Origin of the sequence: Janthinobacterium sp. HH102 (genome assembly GCF_001758625.2) — a bacterium.
Lineage (GTDB): Bacteria > Pseudomonadota > Gammaproteobacteria > Burkholderiales > Burkholderiaceae_D > Janthinobacterium.
On record NZ_CP062062.1, the window covers coordinates 3096726 to 3111503 of the forward strand.

At 59.9% G+C, this 14778-nt stretch carries 13 protein-coding genes; 11 read left to right on the forward strand and 2 right to left on the reverse strand.

Annotation, left to right across the window (positions count from 1 at the left end; translation table 11 throughout):
• Nucleotides 1–21: 21 nt before the first annotated feature.
• Nucleotides 22–1236, forward strand: a complete 1215-nt coding sequence (locus tag JAB4_RS14215) for an aminotransferase class V-fold PLP-dependent enzyme (RefSeq protein ID WP_083287074.1) — start codon at nt 22–24, stop codon at nt 1234–1236.
• A 125-nt stretch (nt 1237–1361) separates the two neighbouring features.
• On the opposite strand, the gene JAB4_RS14220 is transcribed toward JAB4_RS14215, so the two are convergent.
• Nucleotides 1362–2210, reverse strand: coding sequence for a pyruvate, water dikinase regulatory protein (locus tag JAB4_RS14220; protein WP_070221512.1), 849 nt, complete (start codon nt 2208–2210; stop codon nt 1362–1364).
• A gap of 152 nt (nt 2211–2362) precedes the next feature.
• On the opposite strand from JAB4_RS14220, the gene ppsA reads away from it, so the two are divergent.
• The 5 genes from ppsA (at nt 2363) to JAB4_RS14245 (ending at nt 7908) form a co-directional block, all read left to right on the forward strand.
• Nucleotides 2363–4795 carry a phosphoenolpyruvate synthase gene (gene ppsA / locus JAB4_RS14225; protein WP_070221573.1) on the forward strand — a complete coding sequence of 811 codons (2433 nt, stop codon included), beginning with the start codon at nt 2363–2365 and terminating at the stop codon, nt 4793–4795.
• A gap of 146 nt (nt 4796–4941) precedes the next feature.
• Entirely contained in the window at nt 4942–5439 is a 498-nt protein-coding gene (locus JAB4_RS14230) for a Dps family protein (RefSeq protein WP_070221511.1), read from the forward strand.
• 176 nt (nt 5440–5615) lie between these two features.
• Entirely contained in the window at nt 5616–6032 is a 417-nt protein-coding gene (locus tag JAB4_RS14235) for an NfeD family protein (RefSeq protein ID WP_070221510.1), read from the forward strand.
• A 15-nt stretch (nt 6033–6047) separates the two neighbouring features.
• Nucleotides 6048–6992, forward strand: a complete 945-nt coding sequence (locus JAB4_RS14240) for a stomatin-like protein (protein ID WP_070221509.1) — start codon at nt 6048–6050, stop codon at nt 6990–6992.
• A 607-nt stretch (nt 6993–7599) separates the two neighbouring features.
• Nucleotides 7600–7908 (forward strand): H-NS histone family protein, encoded by a 309-nt coding sequence (locus JAB4_RS14245; protein WP_010397665.1) that lies wholly within the window; start codon nt 7600–7602, stop codon nt 7906–7908.
• A gap of 305 nt (nt 7909–8213) precedes the next feature.
• Here the strand turns inward: JAB4_RS14245 and smpB are convergent, their stop codons facing one another.
• Nucleotides 8214–8663, reverse strand: a complete 450-nt coding sequence (gene smpB / locus JAB4_RS14250) for an SsrA-binding protein SmpB (RefSeq protein ID WP_034784131.1) — start codon at nt 8661–8663, stop codon at nt 8214–8216.
• 93 nt (nt 8664–8756) lie between these two features.
• On the opposite strand from smpB, the gene JAB4_RS14255 reads away from it, so the two are divergent.
• From JAB4_RS14255 to JAB4_RS14275, 5 genes are all read left to right on the forward strand, one after another.
• Entirely contained in the window at nt 8757–9188 is a 432-nt protein-coding gene (locus tag JAB4_RS14255) for a type II toxin-antitoxin system RatA family toxin (protein ID WP_035818194.1), read from the forward strand.
• Nucleotides 9181–9477, forward strand: a complete 297-nt coding sequence (locus tag JAB4_RS14260) for an RnfH family protein (RefSeq protein ID WP_070221508.1) — start codon at nt 9181–9183, stop codon at nt 9475–9477. Before JAB4_RS14255 ends, JAB4_RS14260 begins: the two co-directional genes overlap by 8 nt.
• Nucleotides 9478–9601: 124 nt before the next feature.
• The gene (gene guaB / locus JAB4_RS14265; protein WP_034752206.1) at nt 9602–11062 is read left to right on the forward strand and encodes an IMP dehydrogenase; all 1461 of its coding nucleotides are present in this window, start codon (nt 9602–9604) and stop codon (nt 11060–11062) included.
• Nucleotides 11063–11132: 70 nt separating this feature from the next.
• Complete coding sequence (guaA, locus tag JAB4_RS14270; protein WP_070221507.1) at nt 11133–12743, forward strand: glutamine-hydrolyzing GMP synthase; 1611 nt, start codon at nt 11133–11135, stop codon at nt 12741–12743.
• Between the two features lie 258 nt (nt 12744–13001).
• A complete protein-coding gene (locus JAB4_RS14275) occupies nt 13002–14774 on the forward strand; it encodes a ShlB/FhaC/HecB family hemolysin secretion/activation protein (RefSeq protein WP_083287075.1) in 1773 nt (590 codons plus the stop codon).
• The last annotated feature ends 4 nt before the right edge of the window (nt 14775–14778 follow it).

Genomic DNA, 14778 nt, shown 5'->3' on the forward strand with positions numbered 1-14778 from the left:
ACTTTCACAGCAAGGCCCGCCATGCCTGACCATGCAGTTCTGCCCTTGCTTGCCGACGGTGCCACGCGTGACGAGGCCTGGTGGCGCCAGGTAGCCAGGTTTTATCCCGCGCCGCCCGACGCCATCGTCAATCTCGAGCACGGCTATTTCGGCGCCATGGCCGCCCCCGTGCAAGCGGCCTTCGAGCAGGCCGTGCGCTACACCAACGAGCAACTGAGTCCTTTCGTGCGCGGCGAATTCACGCGCACGCATGTGGATATTCTGCGCCGGCGCGTCGCCGCGCTGATCCATGCCGAACCGCATGAAATCCTGCTGACCCGCAGCGGCACCGAGTCGATGCAGGTGCTGATCACGCAATACCACGGCCTGGCGCCCGGCGATACCGTGCTGTGGAGTAATCTCGACTATCCGGCCATGCGCACGGCCATGCGCTGGCTGGCGCAGCGCCGTGGCGTCACCAGCACGCCAGTCGCATTGAACTTGCCCATCGGCGATGACGAGATCATCGCCCGCTACGCGCAAGCCATGCGCCAGGCCGTCAAGCCCAAATTGCTGCTGCTGTCGCAGGTGACGCCGGCCAATGGGCAGCAGTTGCCGCTGAAGGCCATCATGGCGCTGGCGCGCGAACACGGTATCGACGTGCTGCTTGACAGCGCCCATGCGCTGGGGCAGGTCGACGTCGACGTGCAGGCCATGGGTGTCGATTTTGCCGGATTCAATCTGCACAAATGGCTGGGGGCGCCGGCGGGACTCGGTGTCGTGTATATCCGCGCCTCGCAATTGCACAAGATCGAGCCGCATTGTGGCGACGACGATTATCCGCTGGACGATATCCGCAGCCGCCTGCACATGGGCATGCCGCCGATCGGCGCCATCCTGGCCGCGCCTGCCGCCTTGGACTTCCATGCGCGCCTGGGCGGCACGCCGGCCAAGAACGAACGCCTGGCCTGGCTGCGCAATTACTGGGTCGAGCGGGCGGCGCAGTTGCCCGGCGTGCGCATCCTGTCGCCGCTCGATGCCAAACGCGGCACGGCGCTGGTCGCCTTTGCCGTCGACGGCATGGAGGCGCGCGCGCTGCAGCAAGCCTTGCTGCAGCGTTTTGGCGTCTTTACCGTGCAGCGCAATATCGGCGATGCCGACATCGTGCGCGCCACGGTGGCAATCACCACCACCACCGCTGAACTGGACCAATTGGTGGCGGCGCTGACGGTGCTGTCCCGCGAGGCGAACGCCTGACAAAACCTTCGCGAGCGGAAGGGAGAGGTGGCCGAGAAGCGCAACCGTACTTGAGTACGGGGGCGCCGAGCCGGTGAGCATCGCAAGCCGCCTATACCGACGCGCAGCAGGTTTGGTCAGGCGTGCTAGTACTCGCGGCGGTTCGGCTTGATCTCTTGCAGGATCGTCGTGGAGATCTCTTCGATCGACTTGGTGGTCGAGGAAAGCCAGCGGATACCCTCGCGTTTCATCATTTTTTCCGCCTCGTTGACTTCGTAACGGCAGTTTTCAATTGCCGCATACTTGCTTCCAGCGCGTCTTTCGTTGCGTATTTCCGACAAACGTTCGGGCGTAATGCTCAATCCGAAAATTTTATTCTTAAATTCCAGCAGGGCCGATGGCAGCTTGTCGCGCTCGAAATCGTCGGGAATCAGCGGATAATTGGCCGCCTTGATACCGTATTGCATGGCCAGATACAGGCTGGTCGGGGTCTTGCCAGAGCGCGAAACACCCACCAGAATGACATCGGCCGAGGACAGGTTCTTGTGCGACTGCCCATCGTCATGCGCCAGCGAATAGTTGATCGCCTCGATGCGGTTCTTGTATTCCTCGCTGTCGACGATGTTGTGCGAGCGCCCGATGGTATGGGTCGACATCACGCCCAGCTCCTGCTCCAGCGGGGCCACAAAGGTCTGGATCAGGTCCATGTGCATGCCGCTGGACTTGCGGATCACGGCCGACAGGTCGTTCTTCACCAGGGTGGAGAAAATGATCGGGCGCTGGCCATCGGTGGCGAAGGCTTCGTTGATCTTGCGCGCCGCATCGTATGCCTTGTCCATGGTGTCGATGAAGGGCAGGCGGATCTGACGGAAGCGCAGATCGAACTGTGTCAGCACCGAGTGGCCGAACGTCTCGGCGGTGATGCCGGTACCGTCGGAAACGAAGAAGACGGTGCGGGCCGCGGAGGGCAGAGGAGGGCGTGGTTCTTGTGTCATGGGTTTTCGGATCAAGATTGTGCGTCGTCAATTTGCGCCGCACAAGGTAAAATGGCTGCAACGGTATGATTGTGCTGCACGACGCCAAGAATAACAAGAAGACTGTCTGTGCGCCGCGCGTAAAGATTTCTATCATCAGTAAGGGTGTCATTATGACCAACGCAGTATCGCAACAGCAGGAAGACAAGGATGCGGTGTATGTTGCCTCGTTCGAGCATTTGCGCATGACGGATGTCGAATCCGTCGGCGGCAAGAACGCCTCCCTGGGCGAAATGATCAGCCAGCTGGCGGAAGCCGGCGTGCGCGTGCCCGGTGGCTTTGCCACCACGGCGCAGGCATTCCGCGATTTCCTTTCGTATAGCGCCAACGGCGGCTTGCCGCTGGCCGAACGCATCGCCCAGCGCCTCGAAGGGCTGAACATCGATGACGTGCGTGCGCTGGCGCAAGCCGGCGCCGAGATCCGTCAATGGATCGTCGAAACGCCGTTCCAGCCACGCCTGGCCGCTGAAATCGATCAGTTCTACGCCAAGCTGGTGGCCGATTCCGACACCGAAATGTCGTTTGCCGTGCGTTCCTCGGCCACGGCGGAAGACTTGCCGGACGCCTCTTTTGCTGGTCAGCAAGAAACCTTCCTGAACGTGGTCGGCATCGACAACGTGCTCGAAGCCATGAAACAGGTGTTCGCGTCGCTGTACAACGACCGCGCCATCTCGTATCGCGTGCACAAGGGCTTTACGCACGCTGAAGTGGCCTTGTCGGCCGGCGTGCAGCGCATGGTGCGTTCCGACCTGGGCGCGGCCGGCGTGATGTTCACCATCGATACCGAGTCGGGCTTCAAGGACGTGGTCTTCGTCACTTCCAGCTATGGCCTGGGCGAAACCGTGGTGCAGGGCGCCGTCAATCCCGATGAATTCTATGTGCACAAGCCGATGCTGGAAAAAGGCAAGTCGCCTGTGATCCGCCGCAATATCGGCTCGAAGCTGCTGAAGATGGAATTCACGAACGAAGCGAAAGCCGGCCGTTCCGTGAAAACCGTCGACGTGCCCGTCGAAATGCGCAACCGCTACTCGCTGAACGACAGCGAAGTGGTGGAGCTGGCCAAGTACGCCGTCATCATCGAAAACCACTACGGCCGTCCGATGGACATCGAGTGGGGCAAGGATGGCCGCGACGGCAAGCTGTACATCCTGCAGGCGCGTCCTGAAACCGTCAAGTCGCAGCAAAAGGCGACCGACGTGCAGGAACGCTTCAAGCTGAAAAGCACGGGCACCGTGCTGACGTCCGGTCGCGCCATCGGTCAGAAGATCGGCGCCGGCCCCGTGCGCGTGATCCACGACCCGGCCGACATGGAGCGCGTGCAGCCAGGCGACGTGCTCGTTGCCGACATGACGGACCCGAACTGGGAACCGGTCATGAAGCGCGCATCGGCCATCGTCACCAACCGTGGCGGCCGCACTTGCCACGCAGCAATTATTGCCCGTGAACTCGGCGTGCCTGCCGTCGTCGGCTGCGGCGACGCGACCGACGTGCTGAAAGACGGCACGTTCGTCACCGTCGTCTGCTCCGAAGGCGACGAAGGCAAGATCTACGATGGCTTGCTGGAAACGGAAGTGTCGGAAGTGTCGCGCGGCGAATTGCCGAAACTCGATACCAAGATCATGCTCAACGTGGGCAATCCGCAGCTGGCGTTCGACTTCCAGTCCGTGCCGAATGCGGGCGTGGGCCTGGCGCGCCTGGAATTCATCATCAATAACAATATTGGTGTGCATCCGCGCGCGATCCTGGAATACCCGAACATCGACGCCGACCTGAAAAAGGCCGTGGAATCGGTGGCGCGCGGTCACGCTTCGCCGAAAGCGTTCTATATCGACAAGCTGGCCGAAGGCATCGCCACCATCGCCGCCGCGTTCTGGCCGAAGAAAGTCATCGTGCGCCTGTCCGACTTCAAGTCGAACGAGTACAAGAAGCTGATCGGCGGTTCGCGCTACGAGCCGGACGAGGAAAACCCGATGCTGGGCTTCCGCGGCGCGGCGCGCTACCTGTCGGCCGACTTCTCCGAAGCGTTCAACATGGAATGCGAAGCGATGAAGCGCGTGCGCAATGACATGGGCCTGACGAACGTGGAAATCATGGTGCCATTCGTGCGCACCCTGGGCCAGGCCGAAAAAGTCATCGACCTGCTGGCAAAGAATGGCCTGAAGCGCGGCGAGAACGACCTGCGCGTCATCATGATGTGCGAAGTGCCGTCGAACGCCATCCTGGCCGACCAGTTCCTCGACCATTTCGACGGCTTCTCGATCGGTTCGAACGACCTGACCCAGCTGACCCTGGGCCTGGACCGCGATTCCGGCATGGAATTGCTGGCCGCCGATTTCGACGAGCGCGATCCCGCCGTGAAAGCCCTGCTGGCCCTGGCCATCAAGGCTTGCCTGGCACGCGGCAAGTACATCGGCATCTGCGGCCAGGGTCCTTCCGACCATCCGGACTTCGCCGTCTGGCTGATGGAGCAGGGCATCGAATCGATGTCCCTGAATCCCGACTCGGTGATCGATACGTGGCAAAAGCTCGCTGCGCTGAAAGCGTAAGCTTCTTTATTGCCCCTTGAAAACCCGCTGCCACTGACCCGGCAGCGGGTTTTTTTATGCCTGCCATGGAGCGCACGGCAGTATCCGATGGGCTTGCGCCAGATCAGCTAAAATGATTCCACCAATACATTGAAACGGGAGTTCACATGGCAAGCAAGAAACCGAGCAAAGTGGCAAAGATCGACATCGGCATTTCCGAAGCGGACCGCGCGAAAATTGCGGAAGGCCTGTCCGGCCTGCTGGCCGACAGCTACACCTTGTACCTGATGACCCATAATTTTCACTGGAACGTCAAGGGGCCGATGTTCAACACCCTGCACCTGATGTTCATGACGCAATACACGGAGCAGTGGGCCGCGCTGGACCTGATCGCCGAGCGTATCCGCGCCCTCGGCTATCCGGCGCCGGGCACCTACAAGGAATTCGTCAAGCTCGCTTCGATCAAGGAAATCGACGGCGTGCCGCCGGCGCTGGACATGGTCAGCCACCTGGTGTCGGCACAGGAAGCGACCGCGCGCACGGCGCGCCGTTTGTTCCCGCTGCTCGAGAAAGCCAATGACCAGCCGACGGCCGATTTGATCACGCAGCGCCTCGATTTGCATGAGAAGACGGCGTGGATGTTGCGCAGCCTGCTCGAGAAATAAACGCCGGGCCGGCGGCGCTAATTCGCCGCGGGCTATTGACGCCATCCGGAATTGCGTTAGACTGCTTGTATATAGGTGTTTGGCAAGAATAATATCAGGCAGTGCAGCGCATTAAACCCCGTCGCTTATATAGGCTGCGGGGTTTTTTATTTTGGATTCACAAGGATGGAGGCATCATGGCTGAATGGGTGGGCTGGTTTGTCGCGGCTGGCGCGGTATTGATCCTGGAGCTGTTTACGGGCACGTTTTATCTGCTGATGATCGCCATCGGCGTCAGCGCCGGAGGATTGGTGGCGCTGGCGGGCGGAAATGGCAGCTGGCAGGCCCTGACGGCCGCTATTGTCGGCGTGGCGGCTACGCTGTTATTGCGGCGCAGCCGTTTTGGCAGGGCGGCGCGGCGCGATGCGGCGCAGGATCCGAATGTGAATCTCGATATCGGCCAAAGCGTGGCGGTCGCGCACTGGGTCGATGGTGCGGCGCGCGTCATGTATCGCGGCGCCTTGTGGGATGTGGAATTGATTCCCGGCAGCGATACGCAGGCCGGTCATTACACCATACGTGCCGTGCGTGGCAGCCGTTTGATTGTTGGATAACCTGGAGAATAGATTATGGAAGTAAGCATCGGAAGCGTGTCGCTGATCTTGTTATTGCTGGCGTTGGTATTTGTCTTCAAGACGGTCAATGTGGTGCCGCAGCAGCATGCCTGGGTGGTGGAACGGCTGGGCAAGTTCCATGCGGTATTGGGGCCTGGCCTGAATATTGTCGTGCCTTTTGTTGACCGCATCGCTTATAAGCATGTACTCAAGGAAATTCCACTCGACGTGCCGCCGCAGGTGTGCATTACGCGTGACAATACGCAATTGCAGGTCGATGGCATTCTGTATTTCCAGATTACCGATGCGATGCGTGCTTCATATGGTTCGTCGAATTATATTGCCGCCATTACGCAATTGGCGCAAACGACCTTGCGATCGGTGATCGGTAAAATGGAACTCGACAAGACATTTGAAGAGCGCGACCATATCAATACTGCCATCGTGAATGCCATCGATGAATCGGCGGCGAATTGGGGCGTCAAGGTATTGCGCTATGAAATCAAGGATTTGACACCGCCCAAGGAAATCCTGCATGCGATGCAGGCGCAGATCACGGCCGAGCGTGAAAAGCGCGCGCTGATTGCCGCCTCGGAAGGACGCAAGCAGGAGCAGATCAATATCGCCAGCGGCGAGCGCGAAGCGAACATTGCCCGCTCCGAAGGCGAGAAACAGGCATCGATCAACCGCGCCGAAGGTCAGGCCACAGCCATCGTTGCGCTGGCACAGGCCAGTGCCGAGGCGCTGCGCCAGGTCGGCGCCGCCATCCGCGAGCCGGGCGGCGAAGATGCCGTCAACCTGAAAGTTGCCGAACAGTATGTGGGCGCCTTCGCGCAATTGGCGAAGACAAATAACTCGATTATCGTGCCGGCCAATCTGGGCGATATGAGTGGTTTGATCGCCGCGGCAATGCAGGTGGTCAAAACCCAGAAGCCGAAAGGTGGCGTGGCGATTCCTTGATTGCCGGTGAATAGCAAACTCGTAGCAAGTTTTCGTCAATACTGCCCGCCATATCGCGGGCAGTTTTCATTTGCGCCACTGGAATATATGGCAGCAGCAGAGCTGGAGTATCAGCGTTGGAATCAGTAGCGCTGAGAATATTTTCTTTATGCTATGCTGTGCGCACTTTCTGGGTTATATGTTGTCGTGCGACGCTTATCTTTTTGATTGAAGTGGAATCTGCTGCACCGATGTCCGCGATGGACGACGACGCGGGATTGGAGGCCGGTGCATGGTGGCCGATAGTATTGGCCCCGTGTATGTTTTGAATTGCAATTTTTAATTACTATAAATTGCAATGAAACAAAAAATACTGCAGAATAAATGTGACCGATGGCGCTGTATTGAATCGCCGCCGCACAAAATACAGGTACTGGCGCAGACGGTACACTGCGGTGTCCGTCCCCTTGATTGAAGACTTGCATCGCCTGAAAGCCGGGAAGTGGGGGTTTTGGGAAAAGAATTGTAAAAAACAATCAAATCTTCAGAAAAAATCACCTCAATCGCGTTACAATTGGATAGAATTTAACTGTTCAGTTATATTTTTCAACTCACACAAGGAAATATCATGGATCTGTCCAGCTTATCCCTGTCCGAACTGCGCACCTTGCAGGACGACATCAAGAAGCAAATGAAAAAACGCGAACAAGACGATCTGTCCAAAGCGCGTGAACAAATCCTGGCGATCGCACAGAGCGTCGGCGTTTCCGTAAAAGATCTGGTTGGTACGGGTATCCGCGCTAAAACCGGCACGGTTGCCGTACGCTATCGCAATCCGGATGATGCGACGCAGCAATGGACTGGCCGTGGCCGTCAACCGAAATGGGTCAAAGAGTGGACCGATTCGGGCAAGTCGCGTGACCTGCTGAAGGTGTAATGTAATACGCCATTCATTCGGATGCTTGTCCTGTGCGGTAATACAGGTGTACAAGGCAGCATGCAAGCATCCGGAACTTTCCTCGTTTTTTGTCTTTGGCGAGGCAGGCCGAGTTGATGTCCTTCGCCGTATCTCCATGGCTTTTTCGCCAATACCGCTTTATTTCCCGCCTTACCTCTTTCTTTTCCCTGCTTTATTCCGTCGCGCTGAGTTTTTCCCGCTTGCCGCAGGCAATCGGCAAAATAAAACCCGGCATATAGCCGGGCTTGTTGGTATTGGCGCAGCACGCTGCGCGCGGTGCCGGATCAGCGGCGGTGCGATTTCATGGCCGCTTGCACTTCGCGCGCGCCATCGCGGTCGCGTTCCGCAGCGCGTTTGTCGTGCTGTTTCTTGCCCTTGGCCAGGCCGATTTCGCATTTCACGCGACCGCCCTTGTAGTGCAGGTTGAGCGGCACCAAGGTATAGCCGGAGCGTTCCACCTTGCCGATCAGTTTATCCATTTCAGCGCGGTGCAGCAGCAGCTTGCGCGTGCGTACGGCTTCCGGGTGGATATGGGTGGAGGCGGTCGGCAGGGCGCTGATATGCGCGCCGAACAGGAAGAGTTCATCGCCGCGGACGACGACGTAGGCTTCCTTGATTTGTACGCGGGCGTCGCGGATGGCTTTGACTTCCCAGCCTTCCAGCACGATGCCCGCTTCGTAGCGATCCTCGATAAAGTAGTCGTGGAAGGCTTTTCTGTTGTCTGCTATGGTCATGAGATGGTAAATGTGCGCGGGTCGGTTAAACTACTGTCTCGCGCAAGCGCGATAAAATCAAATGTATCCAACATCATAGCAAATGGTTCTTCAATGGCAGTAGTACATAAATCAGTTTTTCTCGGCTATAGCGCCGAACAAATGTTCGCGCTGGTGGCGGCGGTGGAAGATTATCCCAAATTCCTGCCCTGGTGCGGTGCGGTCGAGATTCGCGAGCGGGGCGAGAACACGGTCGTCGCCAGCGTGGGCATACATTACCACGGCGTGCGCCAAAGCTTCACCACGTCCAACGAGAACGTGCCGCCGACGTCCATCAAGATGAAGCTGGTGGACGGTCCTTTCAAGACCCTCGACGGCGTGTGGACCTTCAAGGCCCTGCGCGAAGACGCCTGCAAGATCGAACTGGACCTGCACTACGAGTTTTCCAGCCGCGTACTGGAACAGATCATCGGCCCCGTCTTCGGCATGATTGCCAACAGCATGGTCGATTCCTTCTGCAAGCGCGCGGAGACCGTGTATGGCTGAGACCAGCATGCAGGTGCAAGTGTGTCACGCGCTGCCGGACAGCAGCTTTTTGCGTACCTTGACGGTGCCTGCCGGCACCACCATCGGGCAGGCGGTGGCGCTGAGCGGCTTGCTGCAGGAAATGCCCGGCATCGACCTGGCCGTGAACATGGTCGGCATCTATGGCAAGAAGAAGCCGCTCGATACCGTATTGCACGAGCATGACCGCGTGGAAGTGTACCGCCCCTTGCAGGCGGACCCGAAAGAGGCGCGCCGGCGCAGGGCCAGCGGCAAGCCTGCCAAGGGCTGAGCGGGCAGGGCGGCCGCTGCCTGGCGCGCGCCATTTTTTGCTATTTTCAAATATCTTTTCTATGCTGCAAGGACGGAGGGCGCTTTTTTCTGTATAATCTGCTTTTGCGCCAATAGGAAATGCTATGCGTCTACTTCAAAAAGCACTCACATTCGATGACGTGCTGCTCGTCCCAGCCTACTCCAACGTTCTGCCCGCCGATACGTCCCTCAAAACTCGCCTGACCCGCAACATCACCTTGAATATTCCCTTGCTGTCCGCAGCCATGGATACGGTGACGGAAGCCCGTCTGGCGATCGCGATGGCCCAGGAAGGCGGCATCGGCATCATCCACAAGAATTTGAATCCGAAGGATCAGGCTCGTGAAGTGGCCCGCGTAAAGCGTTTCGAAGCTGGCGTGCTGCGTGATCCGATCACGATTCCGCCGGAAATGAAAATCCGCGACGTGATCGCCCTGACGGAACAATACGGCATCAGCGGTTTCCCTGTCGTCAAAGGCAAGGAAGTCGTCGGCATCATCACCAACCGCGATTTGCGCTTTGAGCAGGAACTCGACGCGGAAGCTTCCGCCAAGATGACCCCGCGCGAAAAACTCGTCGTCGTCAAGGAAGACGCCGATACGGCCGAAGCCAAGCGCCTGATGAACAAGCACCGCCTCGAGCGCGTGCTGGTCGTCAACGACGCATTTGAGTTACGCGGCCTGATTACCGTCAAGGATATCCAGAAGTCGACCTCCCACCCGTTCGCGTCGAAAGACAGCCAGGGCAAACTGCTGGTCGGCGCTGCCGTCGGCGTCGGTGCCAAGGATGAAGAGCGCATCGACCTGCTGGTCGCCGCCGGTGTCGACGTGCTGGTGGTCGACACGGCCCACGGCCACTCGCAAGGCATCCTCGACCGCGTACGCTGGATCAAGACCAAGTACCCGCAAGTAGAAGTGATTGGTGGCAACATCGCTACCGCCGCCGCCGCCAAGGCGCTGGTGGAATACGGCGCCGATGCGGTCAAGGTCGGCATCGGTCCTGGCTCGATCTGCACCACGCGTATCGTCGCCGGTGTGGGCGTGCCGCAAATCACGGCCATCTCGAATGTTGCCGAAGCACTGGAAGGCACGGGCGTGCCATGTATCGCCGACGGCGGTATCCGTTTCTCGGGTGATATCTCGAAAGCGCTGGCCGCTGGCGCCTCGACCGTCATGATGGGTTCCATGTTTGCCGGTACGGAAGAAGCACCAGGCGAAGTGATCCTGTATCAGGGCCGCAGCTACAAATCGTACCGCGGCATGGGTTCGCTGGGCGCGATGTCCGACGGTTCGGCTGACCGTTATTTCCAGGATGCCACCATGAAGGCCGACAAGTTCGTGCCTGAAGGTATCGAAGGCCGCGTGGCCTACAAGGGCAGCGTGCTGGCGATCATCTTCCAGCTGGTGGGCGGCGTGCGTCAATCGATGGGGTACTGCGGCTGCGCCACCATCGACGAGCTGCGCGAAAAGGCGGAATTCGTGGAAATCACCTCGGCCGGCATGCGCGAGTCGCATGTCCATGATGTGCAGATCACGAAAGAAGCGCCAAATTATCGCTCCGAGTAAGCGGTAACGAAAGTCCAGACCGGCGCCCAGTGCGCCGGTTTTGCAATTGACCCTGAATAAAGCTCCGACCATGCATTCTAAAATCCTCATTCTCGATTTCGGCTCCCAAGTTACCCAGCTGATCGCCCGCCGCGTGCGCGATTCCGGCGTGTTTTCCGAAGTCTTTCCGTATGACGTCAGCGACGAATTCGTGCGCAACTATGGCGCCGCCGGCGTGATCCTGTCGGGCAGCCACAACTCCACGCTGGACGGCGATTCGCCGCGCGCGCCGCAAGCCGTGTTCGAGCTGGGCGTGCCCGTGCTGGGCATCTGCTACGGCATGCAAACCATGGCGGCCCAGCTGGGCGGCAAGGTGGAAAACGGCCTGGTACGCGAATTCGGCTACGCCGAAGTGCGCGCCCGCAGCCATACCAAGTTGCTCAACGGTATTGCCGACTTCGTCACCGACGAAGGCCACGGCATGCTGAAAGTGTGGATGAGCCATGGCGACAAGGTGCTGGAAATGCCGCCAGGCTTCAAACTGATGGGCAACACCCCAACCTGCCCGATCGCCGCCATGGCCGATGAAGAGCGCCAGTTCTACGGTGTGCAGTTCCACCCGGAAGTAACGCACACGGTGCAGGGCAAGGCCATGATCGGCCGTTTCGTGCATGAAATCTGCGGCTGCAAGTCGGACTGGAACATGCCTGACTACATCAGCGAAGCGGTGGAAAAGATCCGCGCGCAAGTGGGCACCGATGACGTCATCCTGGGCTTGTCCGGCGGCGTCGATTCGTCCGTGGCCGCTGCCCTGATCCACCGCGCCATCGGCGACCAGCTGACCTGCGTCTTCGTCGACCACGGCCTGCTGCGCCTCGACGAAGGCAAGATGGTGATGGACATGTTCGCCAAGAACCTGGGCGTGAAAGTCATCCGCGTTGACGCGGAAGACCAGTTCATGGGCCACCTGGCCGGCGTCACCGACCCCGAGCAAAAGCGCAAGATCATCGGCCGCGAGTTCGTCGAAGTGTTCCAGGTCGAATCGGGCAAGCTGGTCAACGCAAAATGGCTGGCGCAAGGCACGATCTACCCGGACGTGATCGAATCGGCGGGTAAAGGTAAAAAAGGCCAGACCATCAAGAGCCACCACAACGTGGGCGGCTTGCCGGACACCATGAAGCTCAAACTGCTCGAACCCCTGCGCGAACTGTTCAAGGATGAAGTGCGCAAACTGGGCGTGGCCCTGGGCTTGCCGCATGACATGGTCTACCGCCACCCGTTCCCGGGTCCGGGCCTGGGCGTGCGCATCCTCGGCGAAGTCAAGAAAGACTACGCCGACCTGCTGCGCCGCGCCGACGCCATCTTCATCGAAGAACTGCGCAATACGCCGTATGAACCGGTGGTGGTGCCTGGCTTCGACCAGGATAGCGTGCCGACCAACTGGTACGAAGCGACGAGCCAGGCTTTTGCCGTCTTCCTGCCCGTCAAATCGGTGGGCGTGATGGGCGATGGCCGCACCTACGAATACGTGGTGGCCCTGCGCGCCGTGCAGACGCAGGACTTCATGACGGCTCACTGGGCACACCTGCCGCACAGTCTGCTGGGCAAGGTCTCGAACCGCATCATCAATGAAGTGCGCGGAATCAACCGCGTCGTCTACGATATTTCGGGCAAGCCGCCGGCGACCATTGAGTGGGAGTGAGTTCCCATAAGGAAACTTTGCATTTCCGAATAAGCGAGTAAGCCAAAGCCCTGTTTTTACAGGGCTTTTTTTATGCATCGATGCCGGACGCCATTGCCTGCTCTGCCGCCGCCAGGCCGCGCGGGGTTTTATTAGTGGTAATTGGATAGTTGAAAGACAGTTACCAAACAGCTAAAGTTCTCAAGAAATAAATAAAGTTGCCCTATAGAAATAATTAATTTATAATTTCCTTACGCAAATAATTACTTAAGGCAACATATGCACCTGCGCTTGACGCCATGGTGCGGTGTATTTTTGTTCAGCGGCACCTTGTGTGCCGCCGTGTCCGCGCAGACCCGTCCCGAAATCGCGCCGCCCCTTCCCACCCCGCCTGGCAGCAGCCAGCGCGACGATGCCAGCCAAGAATTGATACGCCAGCAAGAACGCGAGCGCCTCCTGCGACAGCAGCAGGAGCGCACGCCCGACGTGCGCCTGCTCGAGGCGCCCGCGGCCGCTTCCGCCAACCGCCTGCCCACAGGCGAATCGCCGTGCTTTACCATCGATCATCTGCAATTGCGGGGCGAGGACGCCGCCCAGTTCCAGTGGGCGCTGGCCGTCGCCGGGCACGACGACCTGGGGGCACCGGACTCGCCGCTGGGACGCTGCCTGGGCACGCAGGCCATCAATGTGCTGATGGGGCGCATGCAGAACGCCATCATCGCGCGCGGCTTTGTCACCACGCGCGTGCTGGCCGAGCCGCAGGACCTGAGCCGTGGCACCCTGGCCTTGACGCTGATACCGGGGCGTATCCGCCAGATCGGCTTTGCGCCCGGCACCAACCCCCGCGCCACCTGGTGGAATGCCGTGCCGGCGCGGCCGGGCGACTTGCTCAATGTGCGCGATACGGAGCAGGCGCTGGAAAACTTCAAGCGCGTGCCGACGGCCGAAGCCGATATCCAGATCATGCCGGCCGAGGGCGGCAATGCGAAGCCGGGCGAGAGCGACCTGCAGATCCAGTGGAAGCAGGGTTTGCCGTTCCGCCTGGCGCTGGGCCTCGACGACGGCGGTTCGCGCTCGACGGGCAAACTGCAGGGCAGCGTGACTCTGTCGTATGACCACTGGCTGACCCTGAACGATCTGTTTTACCTGAGCCTGAACCAGAACGTCGACGGCAACCGCAATGGTCCGCGCGGCACAGGCGGCATGGTGGCCCACTATTCGATTCCCTACGCCTACTGGCTGCTGGCCTTCACGGCCAGCGACAGCCGCTACCACCAGTCCGTGGCCGGCATCAGCCAGGATTACAACTACAGCGGCGCCAGCCAGAATCGCGAAGTCAAGTTGTCGCGTCTGGTGTACCGCGACGCGTCGCGCAAGACGACGCTGTCCCTGCGCGGCTGGCAGCGCGCCGCGCAAAACTTCATCGACGACACGGAAGTGGAAGTGCAGCGCCGCCGCATGGCCGGCTGGGAACTGGGCCTTGGCCACCGCGAATTCCTGGGGCAGGCCACCCTGGACCTCAACCTGCAATACCGGCGCGGCACGGGCGCGATGCACGCGATGGCCGCGCCCGAGGAAGCGTTTGGCGAGGGCACGTCGCGGTTCAAGCTCATCCTGGCCGACGCGGCCCTGTCGGCGCCGTTCACGCTGGCCGGCCAGCCGCTGCGCTACGCGGGCAGCTGGCGCATGCAGCACAACCGCACGCCGCTGGTGCCGCAGGATCGCTTCGCCATCGGCGGGCGCTACACGGTGCGCGGCTATGACGGCGAAAGCAGCCTCTCGGCCGAACGGGGTTGGCTGCTGCGCAACGAGCTCGGCGTGCCGCTGGGCAGCAGCGGCCAGGAAGCGTATGCGGGCCTGGACCATGGCGAGGTAGCGGGGCCGTCCGCCGAATGGCTGATCGCGCGCCGTCTGACAGGCGCTTTTGTGGGCTTGCGCGGCCAGTGGCTGGGCGTGCAGTACGACGCCTTTACCGGCTGGCCCGTGCGCAAACCTGAGCTGTTCCGTACGGCCAGCCATACGGCCGGCTTCAATTTGAACGCGAGCTTTTAATCAT

What these genes read in the sequence shown, in the direction of transcription:
- JAB4_RS14215 (WP_083287074.1), top strand. Translation starts at nt 22, where the DNA reads ATGCCTGACCATGCAGTTCTGCCCTTGCTTGCCGACGGTGCCACGCGT.
- JAB4_RS14220 (WP_070221512.1), bottom strand. Translation starts at nt 2,210, where the DNA reads ATGACACAAGAACCACGCCCTCCTCTGCCCTCCGCGGCCCGCACCGTC.
- ppsA (WP_070221573.1), top strand. Translation starts at nt 2,363, where the DNA reads ATGACCAACGCAGTATCGCAACAGCAGGAAGACAAGGATGCGGTGTAT.
- JAB4_RS14230 (WP_070221511.1), top strand. Translation starts at nt 4,942, where the DNA reads ATGGCAAGCAAGAAACCGAGCAAAGTGGCAAAGATCGACATCGGCATT.
- JAB4_RS14235 (WP_070221510.1), top strand. Translation starts at nt 5,616, where the DNA reads ATGGCTGAATGGGTGGGCTGGTTTGTCGCGGCTGGCGCGGTATTGATC.
- JAB4_RS14240 (WP_070221509.1), top strand. Translation starts at nt 6,048, where the DNA reads ATGGAAGTAAGCATCGGAAGCGTGTCGCTGATCTTGTTATTGCTGGCG.
- JAB4_RS14245 (WP_010397665.1), top strand. Translation starts at nt 7,600, where the DNA reads ATGGATCTGTCCAGCTTATCCCTGTCCGAACTGCGCACCTTGCAGGAC.
- smpB (WP_034784131.1), bottom strand. Translation starts at nt 8,663, where the DNA reads ATGACCATAGCAGACAACAGAAAAGCCTTCCACGACTACTTTATCGAG.
- JAB4_RS14255 (WP_035818194.1), top strand. Translation starts at nt 8,757, where the DNA reads ATGGCAGTAGTACATAAATCAGTTTTTCTCGGCTATAGCGCCGAACAA.
- JAB4_RS14260 (WP_070221508.1), top strand. Translation starts at nt 9,181, where the DNA reads ATGGCTGAGACCAGCATGCAGGTGCAAGTGTGTCACGCGCTGCCGGAC.
- guaB (WP_034752206.1), top strand. Translation starts at nt 9,602, where the DNA reads ATGCGTCTACTTCAAAAAGCACTCACATTCGATGACGTGCTGCTCGTC.
- guaA (WP_070221507.1), top strand. Translation starts at nt 11,133, where the DNA reads ATGCATTCTAAAATCCTCATTCTCGATTTCGGCTCCCAAGTTACCCAG.
- JAB4_RS14275 (WP_083287075.1), top strand. Translation starts at nt 13,002, where the DNA reads ATGCACCTGCGCTTGACGCCATGGTGCGGTGTATTTTTGTTCAGCGGC.